Source organism: Rhizobium rhizogenes NBRC 13257, assembly GCF_000696095.1.
Lineage (GTDB): Bacteria > Pseudomonadota > Alphaproteobacteria > Rhizobiales > Rhizobiaceae > Rhizobium > Rhizobium rhizogenes.
Genome location: NZ_BAYX01000016.1, coordinates 85906 through 102272 on the forward strand (window position 1 = coordinate 85906; position 16367 = coordinate 102272).

Below are 16367 nucleotides of genomic sequence, written 5' to 3' on the forward strand. Positions count from 1 at the left end.
AATCACTGGATGAAAATATTCAAAACCCTGCCGGCTGCCCTGGTCGTCGTCATTGCAGTGGCTCCATGCGGCGGTGTCTTTGCCCAGGTGCCTGTCATCGACGACGCGACCCTGTCACAGGCCACCAAGACCGCCTCGAACACTGCTCAGATCATGTCGTCGAACAGCGATATCCTGCAAACGGTAAACAGGACGCTTGCTGCGGTCACGGGAAATCGCTCGACCAGTGAGATCGCGGGCACGGCTCTTGGCTCGGGCTTTTCGATCGGGAGCGCGCCCGATTTTTCCTCACTTCTCAGCGGTCAGATGTCCTGGGGCAATCTCGGTTCGTTCGGCAATACCGCTGCAACGATCCTGAACGGGTTGAACCTGGTCAAAACCCTGTCCGGCCAGACCGGAAGTGCAAATTTGACGCGGGGCGACAAGGCCTATCAGGGCCTGGTGAATACGGCGACGGCGCTGACCGCCTCCATCGCCGGAACGCAAAACAGCGCCCAGCAACGCTCGACCGCCTTCCAGGCGGTTCAGGGGCAGATCGGGACGGCAACCGACATCAAGGGCTCGATCGATCAGAATTCGCAAGTGCAGACCCAGACCGCGCAAACGGTCAACGAACTCGTCGGTGCTGTGAATGCCGGAAACGCAGCCCTTAATGCCGAACAGGTGCGTCAGTTGGCGGCGGAAGCCGCGACGGCGGCATTCATGACCTATGAGGCAGGCCAAGTCTCCTTCGTGGGCCAGTGAAAGGGGCAGATGATGCAAATGCTGAAAGTGCAGTTCCTCGCATTGGTAGTCGCTGCCTTTGCTGCCTTGCCGGGATGCGCCAGCCATAAGGAGCTCAAGGCTCCGTGCTCGGCCGGGATCAGCTCCGTCTTTTCCACGCAAGCCTATGCCAGTCCCGCCAATGATCGCTGCGGGCCGATGGTCCGCCAAAAGGCCGTGACCATTCTTTGAGCAGCGAGGCAGCATGAACCCGTTCGATATCCTGTTTGGCAAAATCGACAGCATGGGCGTCAGTGCGGTGCAGACGATGTATACGACGCTTGCCAGCTATCTCGGGCCGCTGTTTCTGGCGGCCCTCACCGTCTATGTGGTCTGGTGGGGATATGAGATGCTGTTCGGTCGTGCCCAGATGACCGCGGGCACCTTCGTCTGGCGGTTTGGTCGGGCATTCATCTGCTACACCCTGATCGTGTCCTGGGCCACCTATCAGCCATTGATCGTAAAGCCCCTCCTGGAAGCGCCCGATGGTATGGCGACTATTGTCTGCCAGTCGACCGGCGGCAGCAATTGCGGCGGGGACGGTAGTTCCGGATCGTCCGTCACCCAAGGCCTGACCGATATCTGGAATAGCGGGCTTGCGGTGGTCAAGGCGATGGCGGATGCCGGTGGCATCACGGCTGTCGGCATGTACATCCTTGCGATCGTCGTGCTGGCGGTCGTCTGCATTCTCTGCGCTATCGCCGTCACGCTGCTGATGATCGGCAAGATGACGATGTTCATTCTGCTGGCGATCGGGCCGATCGTCTTGTGTTGCGCGCTCTTCAATGTGACCTCACGGGTCGTGGACGGCTGGATCTCCAGTCTTGCAGGCTATGCGCTGTTGCCGATCATCGTCTATGTCATCCTGGGCTTTATGCTGACCCTGCTGAAGGGCAGGGTCGATGCGCTGACCGCCGATGCCAGTGCTGCAAACATGACGACATTGGCTCCGTTCATGCTGATGTCGATCGTGACAGCCTTCCTCTTGACCCACTCGATTTCGATCGCACTGGCAATCGCCGGCGGGGGCCCAAGAATTGACGCACTCGGTGCAGCGGCAGGCTTGATGACGGCGAGGCTTGCCTGGAGAGCTGCCGCCGGTTCCGGGCGAGGCGCCGCCCAGGCTGGCGGATATCTGTTCAATCAAAGGCCCGGCGGCCCGGCGACGATCGGGGACGGCGATCCCGCGGCAGCGCAGGTCCGCGCCGCCGCCGCAAATGCTCGCAAATAAGCCTGTCGAATAGCGACCCTCGGAGATCTGGGAATGGTGAAGACTGACAATGCGGCGGCCGAATTCGGTACGCCTGCCCGAGTGACGAATTCCGGCGTGATCGATTCCCGCTATTACAGCGAGGGCGAACGGTGGGAGCGCTCGGTTTATCGTTCGGTGGCCATGTCTCGCGGCGTATGGAGAGTGGTTGCGGTGCTGCTTGGCTTTGCCTTGGCGGCGGCGATCGGTCTTCTCTGGATGCTCTTGCCACTCAAATCCTTTGATGTCGTTGTGCTCGAGGTGGACAAGACGACGGGCTATATCGAGGCAAGCCGGCCGCTGCAGGAGCGCGGCGACCTCACGCAAAATGAAGCCGTGACACGGGCGAATATCGTGCGCTTCATTCGTGCCCGCGAAACCTATGACCCGAAGGGGTTGCGCGATAATTTCGACCTGGCATCGCTTTATTCAACGGGCAAAGCTGCCGCCGATCTGGCGAACGCTTATTCCGGCGCGAACCTGGCCAATCCCGTCAAGGTCTACGGCGCCAACACGACGGTCAGTGTCTTCGTCAAAAGCGTGATTTTCCTGAACGACAATACGGCGGCTGTTCGCTTCTCGACGACCCGCTCCGGCACATCAGGTCCGACTGTCACGGACCATTGGGTCGCCAATGTCCGTTTCAAATATACCTCGGAGCCAATGCGAAACGACTGGCGCTTCGACAATCCCTTGGGGTTCCAGGTGACCGAATATCGCCGCGATCAGGAAACGGTCACCTCTGGGGAGGATGCCCAGTGAGGACAAGGCATTTTCTTGTAGCGGCTGCCGCCGCAATGATGGTCGCGCGCGCGCCGATCGCCTTGGCGGAAGTGCAGCCGCAGTCTGTACGGGCCGACGCCCGCATTCGCACTGTTCCGTTTCAGAAGGACAATGTCGTCTATCTCGCCGGCATGATGGGCGTGTCGACGATGATCGTCTTCAATGAGGACGAACAGATCGCAACAGTTGCCATGGGTGACAGCCTGGCCTGGCAAGCCGTTCCGGATCAATCGAAGCGCTTCTTGTTCATCAAGCCACTGCAGCCTGACGCGCAAACCAATATGAATGTCGTGACCTCGAAGCGGGTCTACACCTTCTTTCTGAATGGGGCGAAGCCCGGCAACACGAAAAGTGCCGTCATTAAACTCCGTTTTTCCTATCCGGAGGAGTCGCTGGATGCCAATCTGCTGGCGGCCGCCCGCCTGAATGCGGCCATGCCCAATGTTCGCGCGGCTTTGGCGAACCCAGGCCGGATCAATTACGACTATGGCTATAAGGGCGCTGTCGATGCCAGGCCGACATCCACGTTCGACGACGGCACGAAGACCTTCTTTCAGTTCAGCGGAGAAGTTCCGGCATTCTTCGCCGTCAAATCCGATGGCAGCGAATCTCTCGTCAACTACCGGCGCGAGGGCGACTACATCGTCGTCGATAAGGTTGCCCGCCAATGGACCCTGCGGTCCGGCAATGTCGTGACCTGTGTCTTCAATATGAAGCCCCCGATCGGCACCCCGAAGCCGGCAGAAGGAAAGCCGCAGGAGCTCAGCCATGGCCATTGATTTCGAGGAAGAGGCGCGCATTGTCGAGACGGTCGCCAAGCCCGTGGATAGCCGGCGTGGCAGGTTGATGCCGGTTTTGTTGGCCTCAGTTGCTCTGGTGGTGCTTGGCTATGCCGGCTATGTCAGTTTCATCAAGCCACAGGCTGCCCGGAAGACGGAGGCAAATGAGGAGTTCAAGACGGCGAGCCACGCCGCTCACCTGAACTTCGACCCGGCAAACTTGAGCCCACCGCCTTCTGACAACAAGCTCGTTCTTGTGCCGCCGACACCCACTCCGACGGTAATTCCGCCACCACAGATCACCGCCCCGGTCGTCATGCCGCCGGTCATCGACGAGGAGGCGGCACGGCGTGCTGCTGAAGAGGCGGAGCGGGCAAGGAAAGAAGAGGAGCTGCGCCAGGCCCGGCTCCGCTCAAACATGCTGGTCGTTGATCAATCCGTCAGGGGCGAAAGTGCTGCTTCCGTTGTTGGTGCGGCATCTGCGCAAAATGCCGGCTCCGGTGGCAATGCGAATGCCAGTGCCGACGAAGACCCGAACCGCAGGTTCGTGCAGTCGGTGGGATCTCAGGACATCGAGACGGTGACGGCCTCCCGCAACGATCGGATTGATGCGCTTATTCCCCAGGGAACGTTGATCCGCGGTGTGCTCGAAACGGCGATCCAGTCCGATCTGCCTGGCATGGTCAGAGCCGTGATCTCGACCGATGTCTATTCCTTCGATGGGCGGCGGGTCCTTTTGCCGAAAGGGACCATGCTGACAGGCGAGTATAAGAGCGGGATGGCGCGTGGTCAGACACGTATCCTGATCGTCTGGACGCGAGCGCTGCGCAGCGACGGGACATCTGTCGCCCTCGGTTCCTACGGAACGGACGATCTCGGCCGCTCAGGCTTGGCCGGCTTCGTCGACAAGCACTATCTCGAGCGTTTCGGCGCCGCTGCGGTGCTGAGCATGGTCGGAGGTATCTCCTCCTTTGTTGCCGGCCTGAACAGTGATGGATCCAGCAGCTCAGACTCGTCGTCGTCAACGAGCTCGGACGCACAAACCCAGGCACAACAAACCCTTTCTCAGACGATGGCTGAGATGGCGAACATAGCGCTGAAGGATTCGATCAATATTCCGCCGACGATCTATGTCGATCAGGGCACTCAGATCATGGTGTTCGTCCGAAAGGATCTCGATTTCTCCTCATTGTACCCTGACCCAGTCAAGGAAGCCGTCAATGAACTTCGTCGCGCCCGGATCAGGAATACGGCCGGCACCTCCGGCCAATGACGTGCTGACGTCCGAAGAGCCAGTGTCCGAGGATCCAAAATCCCTATGGGACAGCCTGCCCGTCTATGTCAGGCAGACGGCCCAGCCGATCCGGAAGTGGTTGGAAGATCCAACCGTGATCGAGATCATGTGCAATCGACCTGGAGAAATCTGGATCGAGAGCCTCAATAGCCATCATATGATCCGTTACGACGTGCCGGCGCTCGATGAGAGGGCGATTACGGCACTGGCGCAGATGATTGCCGGAACGACACAGCAAAGCGTCAACGAGGAGACGCCGCTTCTGTCCGCCGCCATGCCGCATGGCGAGCGGTTTCAGGCGGTGCTGTCTCCGGTCGCGGTTTTGGGCGGCGCCTTCGCAATCCGCAAGCAGGTCATCCGCGACATGACGCTCGATGACTATGTCGCGCTCGGCGGGCTCGATGATGTCAGGGTGACCGGGGCCGGTATGGCGGCTGGTGAGGACTTAAGCGATCTCGAGCAGGAACTGATCGCCCGCTTAACGGATCCATCGCCGGCGGCGCGGCGTGAATGGCTGCGCTTTGCGGTCGAAAGCCGCATCACGATGCTGATTTCCGGGGGAACATCGAGCGGCAAGACCACCTTCTTCAACGGCCTCCTGAAGGACGTGCCGGAATGGGAGCGGCTGGTGTCGATCGAAGACACGCGGGAGCTAAAACCCTCGCAGCCGAACTATCTGGCGCTCGTTACCTCCAAAGGCGGGCAGGGCAGGGCACGGACCACGATGCAGGAATGCCTCGAGGCAGCACTGCGTCTCCGTCCGGACCGGATTTTCATGGGCGAGATCCGCGGTGCAGAAGCCTTCAGTTTCCTGCAGGCGGTCAATACCGGGCATCCAGGGTCGCTATCGACGCTGCATGCCGACAATCCACGCGGCGCCTATGAGCGGCTCGCCATGGCGACGATGCAGGCGGGGCTTGGGCTGACGAAGGCGGAGCTGATGGAGTTCGTGCGCTTCGTCGTGCCCGTGGTCATCCAGGTGGCCCGCGATCCCGCCACCATGAAGCGCGGCGTGCGCGAGATCTATTTCAGCAAATGGAGCAGTCGATGAACCGCTTCGAGAAAGTCGTGGCTCTCGTCGCGGGACCGATCGTGGGCGCAGGTGCTGCCTTCTACACCTGGTCGGCGAGCTACGCGGCCGGCTCTTATCTGATGCTGAAAAGTTCGACCATGTGGAAGAGTTTTGTGAGCGGCGACGTGCTAATGCCGGCAAAGCAAGCCTGGACCTATCTTGGCAATCCGATCGTCACGAAGTTGATTTCCGCTGCCACGGTCTCGACGCTGGTATTGGGTGCCGTGGTCGCTGTTGCGATCACACTGGCGATCAAGCGGCCCTGGCAAGTCCGTCCACCAGCTGACGGCTCCCGCTTCGCGACCCTCAAGGATCTCGAGAGTGCGGGGCTACTGGGCGGCGCAACTGGCAAGTCGGTGCTGCTCGGCACCTTCGGCAAGGGCCGCAATGCGGTCGACGTCCGCTATAGCGGTGACAGCCACTTCTTCGTCAACGGCCCATCCCGCTCCGGCAAAGGTCGCGGTTTCGTCATGCCGAACCTTCTCGAGTATGAGGGATCGGTCATCGTGCTTGACGTGAAGCTCGAAAACTACACGCTGGCCGGGTCGGCGCGTCTAGCGATGGGACAGCAGTGCTATGTCTTCGCGCCCGGATCGGCTCGCTCGCATCGTTGGAACCCTCTCGACTTCGTGCGCGATTGGCCGGAGCGGTCGACGGATCTGATCAATCTGGCAGCAACCCTGTTACCGATCGGTGAGAAGGAGGAGGCCTATTGGAAACAAACCGCTCGAGGGCTGCTTGCCGGCGCTCTAGGCTATGTGCTGGAGTCGGCGACAATGGAGGGCAGGCGAGATTTGCGCTCCGTGCTGCGGCTATTCTCGACCGGCCGTTCGTTCTCGGCCGTACTGCAAGAGATCATCGACAATGAACCGGAGCTCGACCAGTTTATTCTGGGAAGCTTTCGCCAACATCTCGGGCGTGACGAGGAACAGCGGCCTTCGTTCGAGGGGCATGTGACGACGGCGCTTGCTGGGTTCAACAACCTCCTGATCGCTGAGGCTTGCTCAGGCAGTGATTTCGACATCCGTAGCCTGCGTCGCAAGCCGTTCTCGTTGTTCATCGCAGCACCTGTCTCGGACTTCGGGACGGTGGAACCGATTATCCGGCTTCTGATCCAGCAGATCCATGATGTGATGTTACGATCGCTACCTGGCGCCGACGAACCGCACAAGATCCTGATGATGCTCGACGAGTTCTACCAGTTCGAGCGATTGCCCGAGATCATCAAGCGCGCCCCTCTCGTCGCTGGCTACGGACTAACGATCGCGCTCGTCGCCCAAAACATTCCGCAACTCGACGAGCGGTACGGCCAGCAAACCCGGAATGCGCTTCTGGGCAACATGGACGTCAAGCTCAGCATCGCCGTTGGCGATGACGCCACGGCGAAAATCGTCTCCGACAATCTCGGTCGCAAATATGTGGAGCGTGAGGGCTGGGGGCGGCAGACTGGGCTTCTCTTTGGAAAGCAGGCATCGTCGGGCCGGTTTGAATTGGTGCCGCTGATGGATCCAGGTTCGGTGCAGCGGTTGGATGACAACAATACCATTTTGCAGATACGCGGCGGCTATGGCGCGATCCTGAACAAGCTGAACTTCTATAGCGATATCAGGTTTATAGCGCGACGGCGGGAGGTTGAGGGATGGAAGAGCGAGCTTGTGATTCCGCAGGTCAGGATCAGGACCGAATGGCCACTATTCGAGCCTCAGCCACTGGGGTTGATCGTGGAATTGCCAGAAGTTCGGGCTGAACAGCGGGAATCCCGGGCCATTGACCACGAGATGATCGTGCTGGAGCACGCGGGCGCTGTGTTCGTCGAGCCAGCGCGGCTCATGCATATCTATCGATCGGCGATAGCGGCGATCGACGACCAGCTAACCGCCGATATCCTATTTCGACTGAGGACGGCGCCTGGAACGATCGGGGATATAAAAGGAGAGAAAAGCCGCTTTGTTCGCCAGGACAGACGCGCAAGAGAGCAGGCGCTGGCGTCGGTCTGGCCGCTGCGCAAGGCGATCTCTGAAGCGCGATGGGCTGTCATTGGCGCACGGCTCTCCGACAGGGCGGAGCGTGAGGAATTGTTTTTCTCGCGCGGCATCAATTCAATTGTGGCGGGTGATCTTAATGCCGACGAGGACGAGACCAACCATCTGCACTTGGGTTTCTCATCGGCCCAGGTGGTCATAGACCAGGTCACGGACGTTGCGGAAGCCGCGATCGGCAATGAGCAGAATAGCGATCCGAACGCACTCGCGGCGGCTCTCGGCAATCTTAAGGCTGCATTGGAACATTCCATGACGGAATTCGAAGAGGAGAACCGTCTACCAGTTTCCTCCTGGTAAATCGAACAACAACGGGATCGTCAGCAAAGCTGGAAAATCGCGATAAAGTTTAAGTTTGACTATCAATTTATACGCGCAACGGCTGTTGCCTTGCAGGTCGCATCTCTGATCTATATGAAGACGAAGAGCGTCCATATCGCTCGGCCCATTTCCGTCGACCTGCTTTCTTGGCTTTACGTTCATCATGACATCACGCGACAAATACAACGCTTATCGCCGGGCCTGGTGGGCGAAATCGCTCGGTGACCACCTGACGGAATCGCGTGTGTTCCTGCCGCGGGAAGCTCATGACTGGGTTGTGCGCTTTGCAGCAGAAGTCGAGGAGCGACTTCCTTTCGTTCTGGGTAAGCTCGTTGTTGCACAGATAAAGGGCGTAGAAGAGAAGGCCGAGACCGAACCTGTCTTCCCGGCTCAGCCGCAAGACGAAGCCATTGAAAAGACGAACAGCGTCGAGCCTATCTCGGCTGATAGCCTTCATAAGCTATTCTATGTCGTCCTGGCGTCGCGCTTCCCCAATGATACGGGATCCACGCGGTTGAGGCAGGTTGGTTTTCTAGGAGCAGTAGCGGCAGAGATTGCCGCTGGCCGAAAGCCGACGGCGAGCTCCATCGCGAACTGCACGGACAACCACGTTTCGCAAATCACCGGGTTGGCAAAGATCATGAAGGACCGAGGCGTCATTGATGTTCGCAGCGCCCCGTCGGTTCGAAAGGGCAAGGCCGCCAAGATCTTTAGTATCCGCCCGGATGCTCTCAAAGCGATCCATGCCGCTCACCTCGAGGTCACGGGGCAGGTGATCGACGACATCACGCCCTCCTGAAATTCTCTTGCTGAGATGCCGTCGTGACCGCCCAGTCGCCCGGGAAGATTCGCAGCTGCTTGTATTCACCTTATCGTTTGCTATATTGCTCGTTTAAGCGGTTCCCCCTGAACTGCTTGAAAGCGAACGGGTTCAATATCAACGATTTACACCATTGATCGGGCATTCGATGATTCGATTGATGAGGTGAAAGGACAGCACACGGCACAACGAAAAAGACCCTGAAAGTTGGCGCTTTCAAGGTCTATCCGTCAAAGCTCAATGCTTGAATACGGGGTTCATCACCCACAAGAAGTACGGTGATCTTCTCCATAAAACGCATAGTTGTCAAGCAGTGACGCCGCTTTGGCGAATGGTTTTCTGTTGCCGTGTCCTTGGAAGAGGACGCGAATGGCAAGCATCCCAAACTCCCATCGAGCCTATGCAAACCGGCGAGTAACTGCCGCTAGCCTTGAGACTGATCGCATCGTTGCAGATTTCCAATCGGATCGTCGAAGCGGATCCAGCATGATCCGCCCGTCGCGGACGCAGGCGCTGCAGGTGGCCAAACGCTTTGCGTCGGCAATCGGGCTTAAAGCTGCAAAGATTGCGCTCATCGACCAGTTGTTTGCGTTTTCGAAGACTCTCGACTGGTCCGACACTGAGATTGTTCCTGTCGTTTGGCCATCAAATGAACTGTTGGCGCGGCGACTGGGCATCAAGGTATCGACGCTGAAATACCATCTTGCCGGCTTGGTCGAAGCAGGCCTGATTTGTTACTCGGATCATCCGACCTACCAGCGTCGCGGCCGGCGCAGCGAGGATGGCCGCATCGTCGAGGCCTATGGCATCAATTTATCGCCGATTGCGGCCCAGTACAGCGAACTACTCGATCTCGCAGATGCAGCGGACTTTGAAGCACGGAAGTGCAAGGGCCTCTCCAATCGGCGCACTCTGCTCAGGAGGGGCATCGCGGCAATCATAGAGGCGGCGAGACTGGAACTGGGATCACTCAACGATGAGTGGAATTCGCTGCTAGCACGCCTTGATCGACTTCGTGAGCAACGCGGGCGGGGATCGGTCGAATTGGCGGACGTCGTTGACGCGCTTGTAACCCTGCGTGCCGAGGCAGTCGATCTCCTCGAAGCTCTTTATGACAGTCGAGATTCCGACACTGCGGTGGCGAAATTTCGGCCTCTACAAACTACAGCTGAAACTCCAGATTCTGAATCTTGTAATGACGAGCGGAATTGCGCTGACGCGCAATACACTGATGAAAATGGCGCTGATGGCGCAACGGCTTATGAAAACAAGCCTGCGGAGACTTCCGTGCCAGGCAAGCGAAATACGCCGGCGTCGTCGTCGGATGACGACGTCATCAATGTTTCGTTGCCGCTGCTGCGCTCGGCGTTTGTCCATTTGTCTCAGATGGTACCCGAGGTATTCGATCACTGGGCGGCGTTCCGCTCATCGGGCGGGCTTCTTTGCCGGCTTTGTTACGTCAATTCTCAAGTCTATCAGGAGGCCGTGGAGGTGCTTGGGCAGGATCTTGCGATCGTCGCCTTGGCGCTGACCGCTGAACGCAATGCAAATGGCTCCGTTTCGAACGCGGGCGGCTATTTGCGAGAACTGGTCAATCGGAGCCGCCAAGGGACTTTGAGACTAAGCCGATCTCTATTCGGGATGGCGGCATCAACTCGAAAGGCACATTAATGATCGTCAGGATCCGCTCATACGGCAAAGTCACTGATGACGCTGGAGAAGCCACCGTCAGGATCAGTTTGAGGGCATGCTTGTGGAAGTCGTGCGTCAGCTATCGGTTTTTCGCAGACGGAGAACGACCTCGTATCCAAAAGTTTTTAGGAGTAATCCTGCTGGTCCGGCCTCATCCGTGACGACGTCTATGGAGTCGCTTTCACGAACTTCGCCAGAAATTTGCAGCCCCTGATCGAAGCAATTGACTGACCATTCAGCAAAGGATTGGTAGCCCTGTTGCCGGGCGAGCTGGTCTAGCGCGAAACCTCGCGCACTGTCCTTGCTCAAGCCGATATGGGGGACATTTACGACAATGGTGTTAGCGGCATTAGCCATATTCGAACTCACTTTCCTAAAGTGATGATTGACAACGCGGAGACGGTCGAGTGTCGAGGCATACCTCGTCCCTCTGATGGACGATGCAGGTGGGTTGATATAGCGGTTGATTGAGGACAAAGGCACGATAAGATACGAAATACAACGAAATCAAAGCCGGTAAGCTTTTGTTAAAAAACAGAAAATTATTTATCCCTCCGCCAAACGACGGGAGTGATTTCAAAGAATTATTCAAGCGATTGGCTGCAGCCGGAGCGGGCCGGCCTTTAGGCAGTGACGGTTTCCCTGCAGGGCCGTGGACGCCCGAGCTTCTTGCATTGGCGATTTCACAGATTGATTCGAACCGGGTTGGGGTGGATCTGCGAACGGTACAGCTTTGGTTTCAAGAGAACGAGAAGGGGATCAGCACTGCCAACATTCGTTGGCTTGCAAGGATTTTTGGGTGCGATGATCCAGTCGCAACCAGTGAATGGCAGATGCAGCTTAGCGAGGCGCAATCTCGGTTCACGGCAAAGAGACGAGAATCAAAGAATGCGAGAAGCAGCGCCAGCGCTGCCCCCGAGGTTCCAGAAGTGGCGTGGACCGCGAGTGGCGATGATGTAACACGAGCGCCGGCGGAGTTGGCACGCGAGACCGATATCAAGCGGCCGGACCGGCGTCCCGGTTTGGCTCTGAGATCGGAAGCACTTTTTTCTCACGGATCTCCCTTGAATTTACCGGCGTCGGTCTTTGCGGGTGCCACCGCTCTTGGGTTCTTGTCGTATATCACGGGCATTCATAGCGCCACTTACATTCGGGCGGATGGCGTCGTGAAGCAGGTTGGGTTTCTTTGGGCACCGAATTGGACATTCCTCTTCATGGTGCTTTTGCCACTGTTTTTTTCGCTTGTGACAGAGCTGCTTGTCTTTTGGAAAGGTGAAGGGCGCTTGAAGCTATTAGCGCAGGGCGGCCAGATGGAAAGCGACCATGATTGGGGGCGCAATGTAGAGGCTTCTTCCTATTCATATTGGGCGGTGTTTTTGATTTGCGTATTGTTCGCCGGTGTTTTCCAATGGATCGGCGTGTGTTTGATCCCACTCATGAAAGGCGGTGCCGACTACGCGACAAGTTGGGGTTCACTAGCTGTTGTGCGCCCCGAAATTATATCGGTGCCAATGTCGATTGTGTTCACAGCGCTCGCCTATCTATACATGTGCCTGTGCTTTTACCTGTTTTTCGTGGGTCTCATTTTGCTTCACACGATGGTCCATGATCTTTGGAGACTTGAAGAGGCATCGAAGTCGCGGCCGGAGGCTGAATATCGACGTGAACTCAATCAACTCGGCCTCAGACTGATGCGCGGAATTTTTCGGTGTACGGTTTTGGGTGTTCTGGTCGCCGTATGCATGAAAGCCCAAAGCGCTTACCTGACATCGAATCGAGAGGACATCGTGGCTTGGTTTGTCGGTGATATCTCATCAGCCCTGCATCACCACGCGGATGTCAGCAACAGGTTCAGCTATAGAATGCCGACGCATTACAGCAGCCTTCTTGTCGCTGTTTCAGCCTGTGTTGTTTTTCTGTATGGTTCCATCCGTTTAGGTGGCGGAAGTCGATTTCAACTGCCCTTGTGGAAGATGTCGGCGGTCGTAGCGTTACTCTTTGTCAGCTACTTGTTGATCGATGCATTCGCAGGCTTTTCGATCCTTCTGGGCATTGGAGTGCTCCTCGGGATATATGGCCTGTGCGATCCAGGGTTTGGGGCATCGCGAACGAGTGAAATAGGAAATCAGAGTGTATCATAGTTGGCTTGATCGATGGGATGAGCGGCGGGCGCGGCGCGGCGAGGAGGGGAAGAAAACATCGGATTTCGTCCTCGACGCGGAACGGGCCTTTCCGGGCGCGAGGAAGACAGCAAGTCTAGAGGAGTTTTGTGTTCTTGCGGACCAGGCCGTGGCTGATCCAGCCTTCTTCGATGAACCGAGTGGGAGCGATCAAGGGTTTCAAAAGCAAGATGGGTGGCTCAAATTTCCATCGGACATGTCCACTGACGTTGAAGAGAACAATGTCGTCTGGGCGAAAATCACAGAAAGCGGGTCTTTCGATCAGGTGATGGTGATTTTTCATCACTGGAATGCAAGTGCACGGAATCAACAGATTGCCAGCTTTTTCTCGAAACGTGGCATCACGGTTGTCGAGATTGCTATGCCTTATCATTTCGAGCGCAGACGCCCGGGCTCCGCGCACGCCGATTACATGCTTAGCTCGAATCTCGGTCGAACCATTCAGTCTGTAAGGCAGGCAGTATGGGACGGGCGAAAACTCATTCGCTGGTTGAAAAGCGAGGGCTATCGAGAGATTTCCGTTCTTGGTATGAGCTTAGGTTCCTGGGTCGCAGGGTTGATCGCCGCGCACGAACCGGCTGTGTCAAAAGCCTCGTTGTTTCTGACGGCGGGAAGTCTCGCGGATATGGTTTGGACGGGGCGCGCGACACGATCGATACGTGAAAGTCTTGAGCCTGAAATAAAGCTGACTGACCTCCGTAGGGCTTGGGCTCCACTCAACCTGGAGAATTACGCGCATAATTTGGCACGGCGTGATCTCGATCTTCACGTTGTGTTGGCTAAGAGAGACAAGGTCGTTTTGCCGGAGCTATCGCAGAGGTTCATGAAAAGGCTGAAGGATGCCGGCGCTCAGCCAAATATTTTGGAATTAAACTGTGGTCACTATTCGCTCGGCATGCCGCCTTACATTTTGTTGGCGGGTTTGAGCCTGAAGCGGTTTCTGTAGATCCGCTAGGCTCAGGGCTCGTTAGCCAAACAAAGAAGATGACGGTAGCTGCCATGTGGATAGTCGAGAAAAAGCGTGCATGCAATGGTCGTAGCTGATGGCTTCGGACCTGGACTGCCGTTACCTAAGCGCGTCGGATACTGGCCTGCCTTTAGCGATGTGGGTCAATGTCTGGGAAGTCGCCGCATTATTGGGCCAGAACAAGAGTTGCTCCAGCTACACCTTGAAAGTATTCACGAGAGGTCGGTGGCCCTTCATCGATTGGTGCAGCACAAAATGGTCAGGAGAATGAAGTTCCCCACTCTTTGCTTTTCAAAACTCAGTCAAAGCAAATAGAGTTTTGTAAAATTCAATTTTGGCGTGTTAACAGTAGAAATCTCGTTCTAACACAAGCTTCGTGCCAACACGGACTCGATATCAACCTACCCGTAAGGGTGGGTGCCGACGGTTTATGTTGACTCTGTAGTTCACTCCGCCGAAAATAGGCAATGGCTATGGAGAAAAATACTAATGACCGATGAGAGTAACACCGGAGCAATTGCTGCGGTTGTGGGCCAGGATGGCGTGGCCAAAGCATCGACGACCAAGAAGCAGAAATCGCCACCACGCAAGAAGGAAGCTGCCAACTTGGTTGGAGCAGCATCAAAGGCGACAGCTGCAAGGTCGCCGATTGTTAAATCCAAAAGGTCTAGCGAACAGGAAAGAACCGAGAAGCTCAAGATGATAGAGATGCGCGTTGCCGAAGGCACAGCCATGCTCAAGGACGTCATCAAGAGCGCCGGCATATCCGAACAGACTTATTATAACTGGAAACGGGCTGTAAGGCCCGTTGATCAAGAGAACAAGCAGCCCATTCCGGTCGGCGATGAGTTTGCGGATCTTGTTCAACTTGAAAGAGAGAACCAGCGGCTACGCCAGATTCTCGCGGAAAAGCTGCGTGCGGAAAATGCCGAACTGCGCAAGAGGCTCGGGCTGGAATAATTTAGAATTGGGACTGAACTGGCGCTCAGTTTTTCCATTGGCTGCACGTTCCAGCGTTATAGCAAAAATTTGGGCGTCTCTCCAATTTCCCCACTAGGGTGAGCCATTAGAGTTATGAATGTGTTTCCTCCCGCTGGTAACGGTTGCAGAGCGCAGTGAAGAACTGTATTCGCCCGCCGGCAGGAATGACGTGACGCTGATCGGCGTCGATTTTACGGCTTTGCTTGAGGTCAAGAGTATATGAAAACGACACAACGGAGCTTCGTTGTTGCATTCAAGTCAGGGCGGCGACAGCTAAAAATGGGACCGAAGTCAATTTGGGGTGACACGGACCTTAAGGCTTTGGCGCGCGAAGTCGAAGATAAGGCATCCCATCTGTTTAGTTCAAAAGAGGCATCGAGCACGCCCGATATAGACGGCGACATGCCGTCTGATCTGATCTATACGGCTTCTGCCAGCGAAGACGCGGTCGATCTTGATGTTACACGACCGGCGGTACCATCGGCCAAAGCTGTGGAGGCTGACGTTACGACGCAGCACCAAGCAAATCACTCGGCAGATGAGGGTGTTGCGCAGGTGCAGGAAAGTGGTCCAGCATCTCACCCCCATGCAACAACAATCGGCGTTACTCAAAATCGCGGCAAGCGTGCTTCCGGTCGCCGGATCCCGCATATTTCCATGACCGCGCTTGGAGATCAAGGCGGGCAATCCGAGACTGCCGTGAATCCGATTTCCTTCGACGAAGTGGCCGTCCTTGATGCAGAAAACAAGCGGCTCAAGAGGCTGTTGGTTGAACAGCTTCGCGGGCAGAACTTACAGCTCGAGAAGATGATTGAGCGATTTGTTGTCACCTAGGGAGACCGACAGGTAAAATGGTATGTACCGAGGCCATTGCTGATGGCTTCGGGCGCTGGCGGAACTGTCCAGCGTTGGCATCCTAAACTGGGATCAGAACAAGATTAGGGCGAAATCGTACGTTTAGGTGAGAAAACAATGATCGAGATCGATATTCGTCCCCAAAACTGGGCGCTCCTGATGCATTTCTCCCTAAAACCTGACGTTTGGTGCAGGCGGCAAAGTACCGAAAACACCCACAATTTCGGCTAGCGTACGATTTCGCCCTAATCTTGTTCTGACCCGATATGACCGGTCTGAGAGCTGGCGGCCCTGCCATGTGCAGGCGGCGTTTGAGGGGAGAAAGGGGCAGCGCCCCTTGGCATCCCCTTACTCAATAGTTCAGATTTTAGCAGGTGTGATCATGGGCAAGCTTTTTTGGTAAAAACCGTGACGGCCAACCCAAGGCCTAATATTCAATTTTACGTGATCATTCAGCAGGATCAATTATTTTTAGCTAGACAGATAGTGTGAATCCCCTTTAGATTGCGGTGCAATGCAGCATGCTCAGAATAAGTGTGCTCACTATTTGTCCCGTCCATCCTCTCGGGGAAG

15 protein-coding genes are annotated in these 16367 nt (G+C 56.5%); 14 read left to right on the forward strand and 1 reads right to left on the reverse strand.

What is annotated here, in order from left to right:
* The first annotated feature begins 9 nt into the window (after window positions 1-9).
* The 10 genes from RRH01S_RS27915 to repC all read left to right on the forward strand — a co-directional run bounded on the left by RRH01S_RS27915 (window position 10) and on the right by repC (window position 10790).
* Entirely contained in the window at window positions 10-744 is a 735-nt protein-coding gene (locus tag RRH01S_RS27915; RefSeq protein WP_042475834.1) for a type IV secretion system protein, read from the forward strand.
* Window positions 745-756: 12 nt separating this feature from the next.
* Window positions 757-954 (forward strand): hypothetical protein, encoded by a 198-nt coding sequence (locus tag RRH01S_RS27920; protein WP_234711767.1) that lies wholly within the window; start codon window positions 757-759, stop codon window positions 952-954.
* Between the two features lie 13 nt (window positions 955-967).
* Window positions 968-1993 (forward strand): TrbL/VirB6 family protein, encoded by a 1026-nt coding sequence (locus RRH01S_RS27925; protein WP_234711768.1) that lies wholly within the window; start codon window positions 968-970, stop codon window positions 1991-1993.
* Between the two features lie 33 nt (window positions 1994-2026).
* Complete coding sequence (locus RRH01S_RS27930; RefSeq protein ID WP_042475842.1) at window positions 2027-2773, forward strand: VirB8 family type IV secretion system protein; 747 nt, start codon at window positions 2027-2029, stop codon at window positions 2771-2773.
* Complete coding sequence (locus RRH01S_RS27935) at window positions 2770-3573, forward strand: TrbG/VirB9 family P-type conjugative transfer protein (RefSeq protein WP_234711769.1); 804 nt, start codon at window positions 2770-2772, stop codon at window positions 3571-3573. Before RRH01S_RS27930 ends, RRH01S_RS27935 begins: the two co-directional genes overlap by 4 nt.
* Window positions 3563-4846: a type IV secretion system protein VirB10 gene (gene virB10 / locus RRH01S_RS27940; RefSeq protein WP_042475845.1), complete on the forward strand. Its 1284-nt coding sequence runs from the start codon at window positions 3563-3565 to the stop codon at window positions 4844-4846. The genes RRH01S_RS27935 and virB10 overlap by 11 nt, the downstream gene beginning before the upstream one ends.
* On the forward strand, window positions 4794-5918 hold the full coding sequence (gene virB11 / locus RRH01S_RS27945; protein ID WP_178128734.1) for a P-type DNA transfer ATPase VirB11: 1125 nt from the start codon (window positions 4794-4796) through the stop codon (window positions 5916-5918). The genes virB10 and virB11 overlap by 53 nt, the downstream gene beginning before the upstream one ends.
* Entirely contained in the window at window positions 5915-8278 is a 2364-nt protein-coding gene (locus tag RRH01S_RS27950) for a type IV secretory system conjugative DNA transfer family protein (RefSeq protein WP_042475849.1), read from the forward strand. The genes virB11 and RRH01S_RS27950 overlap by 4 nt, the downstream gene beginning before the upstream one ends.
* Before the next feature lie 184 nt (window positions 8279-8462).
* The gene (locus RRH01S_RS27955; protein ID WP_065695875.1) at window positions 8463-9098 is read left to right on the forward strand and encodes a hypothetical protein; all 636 of its coding nucleotides are present in this window, start codon (window positions 8463-8465) and stop codon (window positions 9096-9098) included.
* 390 nt (window positions 9099-9488) lie between these two features.
* Window positions 9489-10790: a plasmid replication protein RepC gene (gene repC, locus RRH01S_RS27960; protein WP_080705489.1), complete on the forward strand. Its 1302-nt coding sequence runs from the start codon at window positions 9489-9491 to the stop codon at window positions 10788-10790.
* A 96-nt stretch (window positions 10791-10886) separates the two neighbouring features.
* On the opposite strand, the gene RRH01S_RS34550 is transcribed toward repC, so the two are convergent.
* Entirely contained in the window at window positions 10887-11168 is a 282-nt protein-coding gene (locus tag RRH01S_RS34550; protein WP_042475856.1) for a hypothetical protein, read from the reverse strand.
* Between the two features lie 167 nt (window positions 11169-11335).
* On the opposite strand from RRH01S_RS34550, the gene RRH01S_RS27970 reads away from it, so the two are divergent.
* The 4 genes from RRH01S_RS27970 (at window position 11336) to RRH01S_RS27985 (ending at window position 15773) form a co-directional block, all read left to right on the forward strand.
* Window positions 11336-12952 carry an RcgA family putative transporter gene (locus tag RRH01S_RS27970; RefSeq protein ID WP_042475859.1) on the forward strand — a complete coding sequence of 539 codons (1617 nt, stop codon included), beginning with the start codon at window positions 11336-11338 and terminating at the stop codon, window positions 12950-12952.
* Window positions 12942-13937, forward strand: a complete 996-nt coding sequence (locus RRH01S_RS27975; RefSeq protein WP_042475863.1) for an RcgR family putative quorum lactone hydrolase — start codon at window positions 12942-12944, stop codon at window positions 13935-13937. The genes RRH01S_RS27970 and RRH01S_RS27975 overlap by 11 nt, the downstream gene beginning before the upstream one ends.
* 510 nt (window positions 13938-14447) lie before the next feature.
* Window positions 14448-14918 carry a transposase gene (locus tag RRH01S_RS27980; protein WP_042475865.1) on the forward strand — a complete coding sequence of 157 codons (471 nt, stop codon included), beginning with the start codon at window positions 14448-14450 and terminating at the stop codon, window positions 14916-14918.
* A 240-nt stretch (window positions 14919-15158) separates the two neighbouring features.
* Complete coding sequence (locus RRH01S_RS27985) at window positions 15159-15773, forward strand: hypothetical protein (protein ID WP_042475869.1); 615 nt, start codon at window positions 15159-15161, stop codon at window positions 15771-15773.
* The last annotated feature ends 594 nt before the right edge of the window (window positions 15774-16367 follow it).

Excerpts from the sequence above, each read along its gene's own strand:
- RRH01S_RS27920 (WP_234711767.1), top strand. The coding sequence starts at position 757 with ATGCAAATGCTGAAAGTGCAGTTCCTCGCATTGGTAGTCGCTGCCTTT.
- virB11 (WP_178128734.1), top strand. The coding sequence starts at position 4,794 with ATGAACTTCGTCGCGCCCGGATCAGGAATACGGCCGGCACCTCCGGCC.
- RRH01S_RS27985 (WP_042475869.1), top strand. The coding sequence starts at position 15,159 with ATGAAAACGACACAACGGAGCTTCGTTGTTGCATTCAAGTCAGGGCGG.
- virB10 (WP_042475845.1), top strand. The coding sequence starts at position 3,563 with ATGGCCATTGATTTCGAGGAAGAGGCGCGCATTGTCGAGACGGTCGCC.
- RRH01S_RS27925 (WP_234711768.1), top strand. The coding sequence starts at position 968 with ATGAACCCGTTCGATATCCTGTTTGGCAAAATCGACAGCATGGGCGTC.
- repC (WP_080705489.1), top strand. The coding sequence starts at position 9,489 with ATGGCAAGCATCCCAAACTCCCATCGAGCCTATGCAAACCGGCGAGTA.
- RRH01S_RS27950 (WP_042475849.1), top strand. The coding sequence starts at position 5,915 with ATGAACCGCTTCGAGAAAGTCGTGGCTCTCGTCGCGGGACCGATCGTG.
- RRH01S_RS27930 (WP_042475842.1), top strand. The coding sequence starts at position 2,027 with ATGGTGAAGACTGACAATGCGGCGGCCGAATTCGGTACGCCTGCCCGA.
- RRH01S_RS27980 (WP_042475865.1), top strand. The coding sequence starts at position 14,448 with ATGACCGATGAGAGTAACACCGGAGCAATTGCTGCGGTTGTGGGCCAG.
- RRH01S_RS34550 (WP_042475856.1), bottom strand. The coding sequence starts at position 11,168 with ATGGCTAATGCCGCTAACACCATTGTCGTAAATGTCCCCCATATCGGC.
- RRH01S_RS27915 (WP_042475834.1), top strand. The coding sequence starts at position 10 with ATGAAAATATTCAAAACCCTGCCGGCTGCCCTGGTCGTCGTCATTGCA.
- RRH01S_RS27955 (WP_065695875.1), top strand. The coding sequence starts at position 8,463 with ATGACATCACGCGACAAATACAACGCTTATCGCCGGGCCTGGTGGGCG.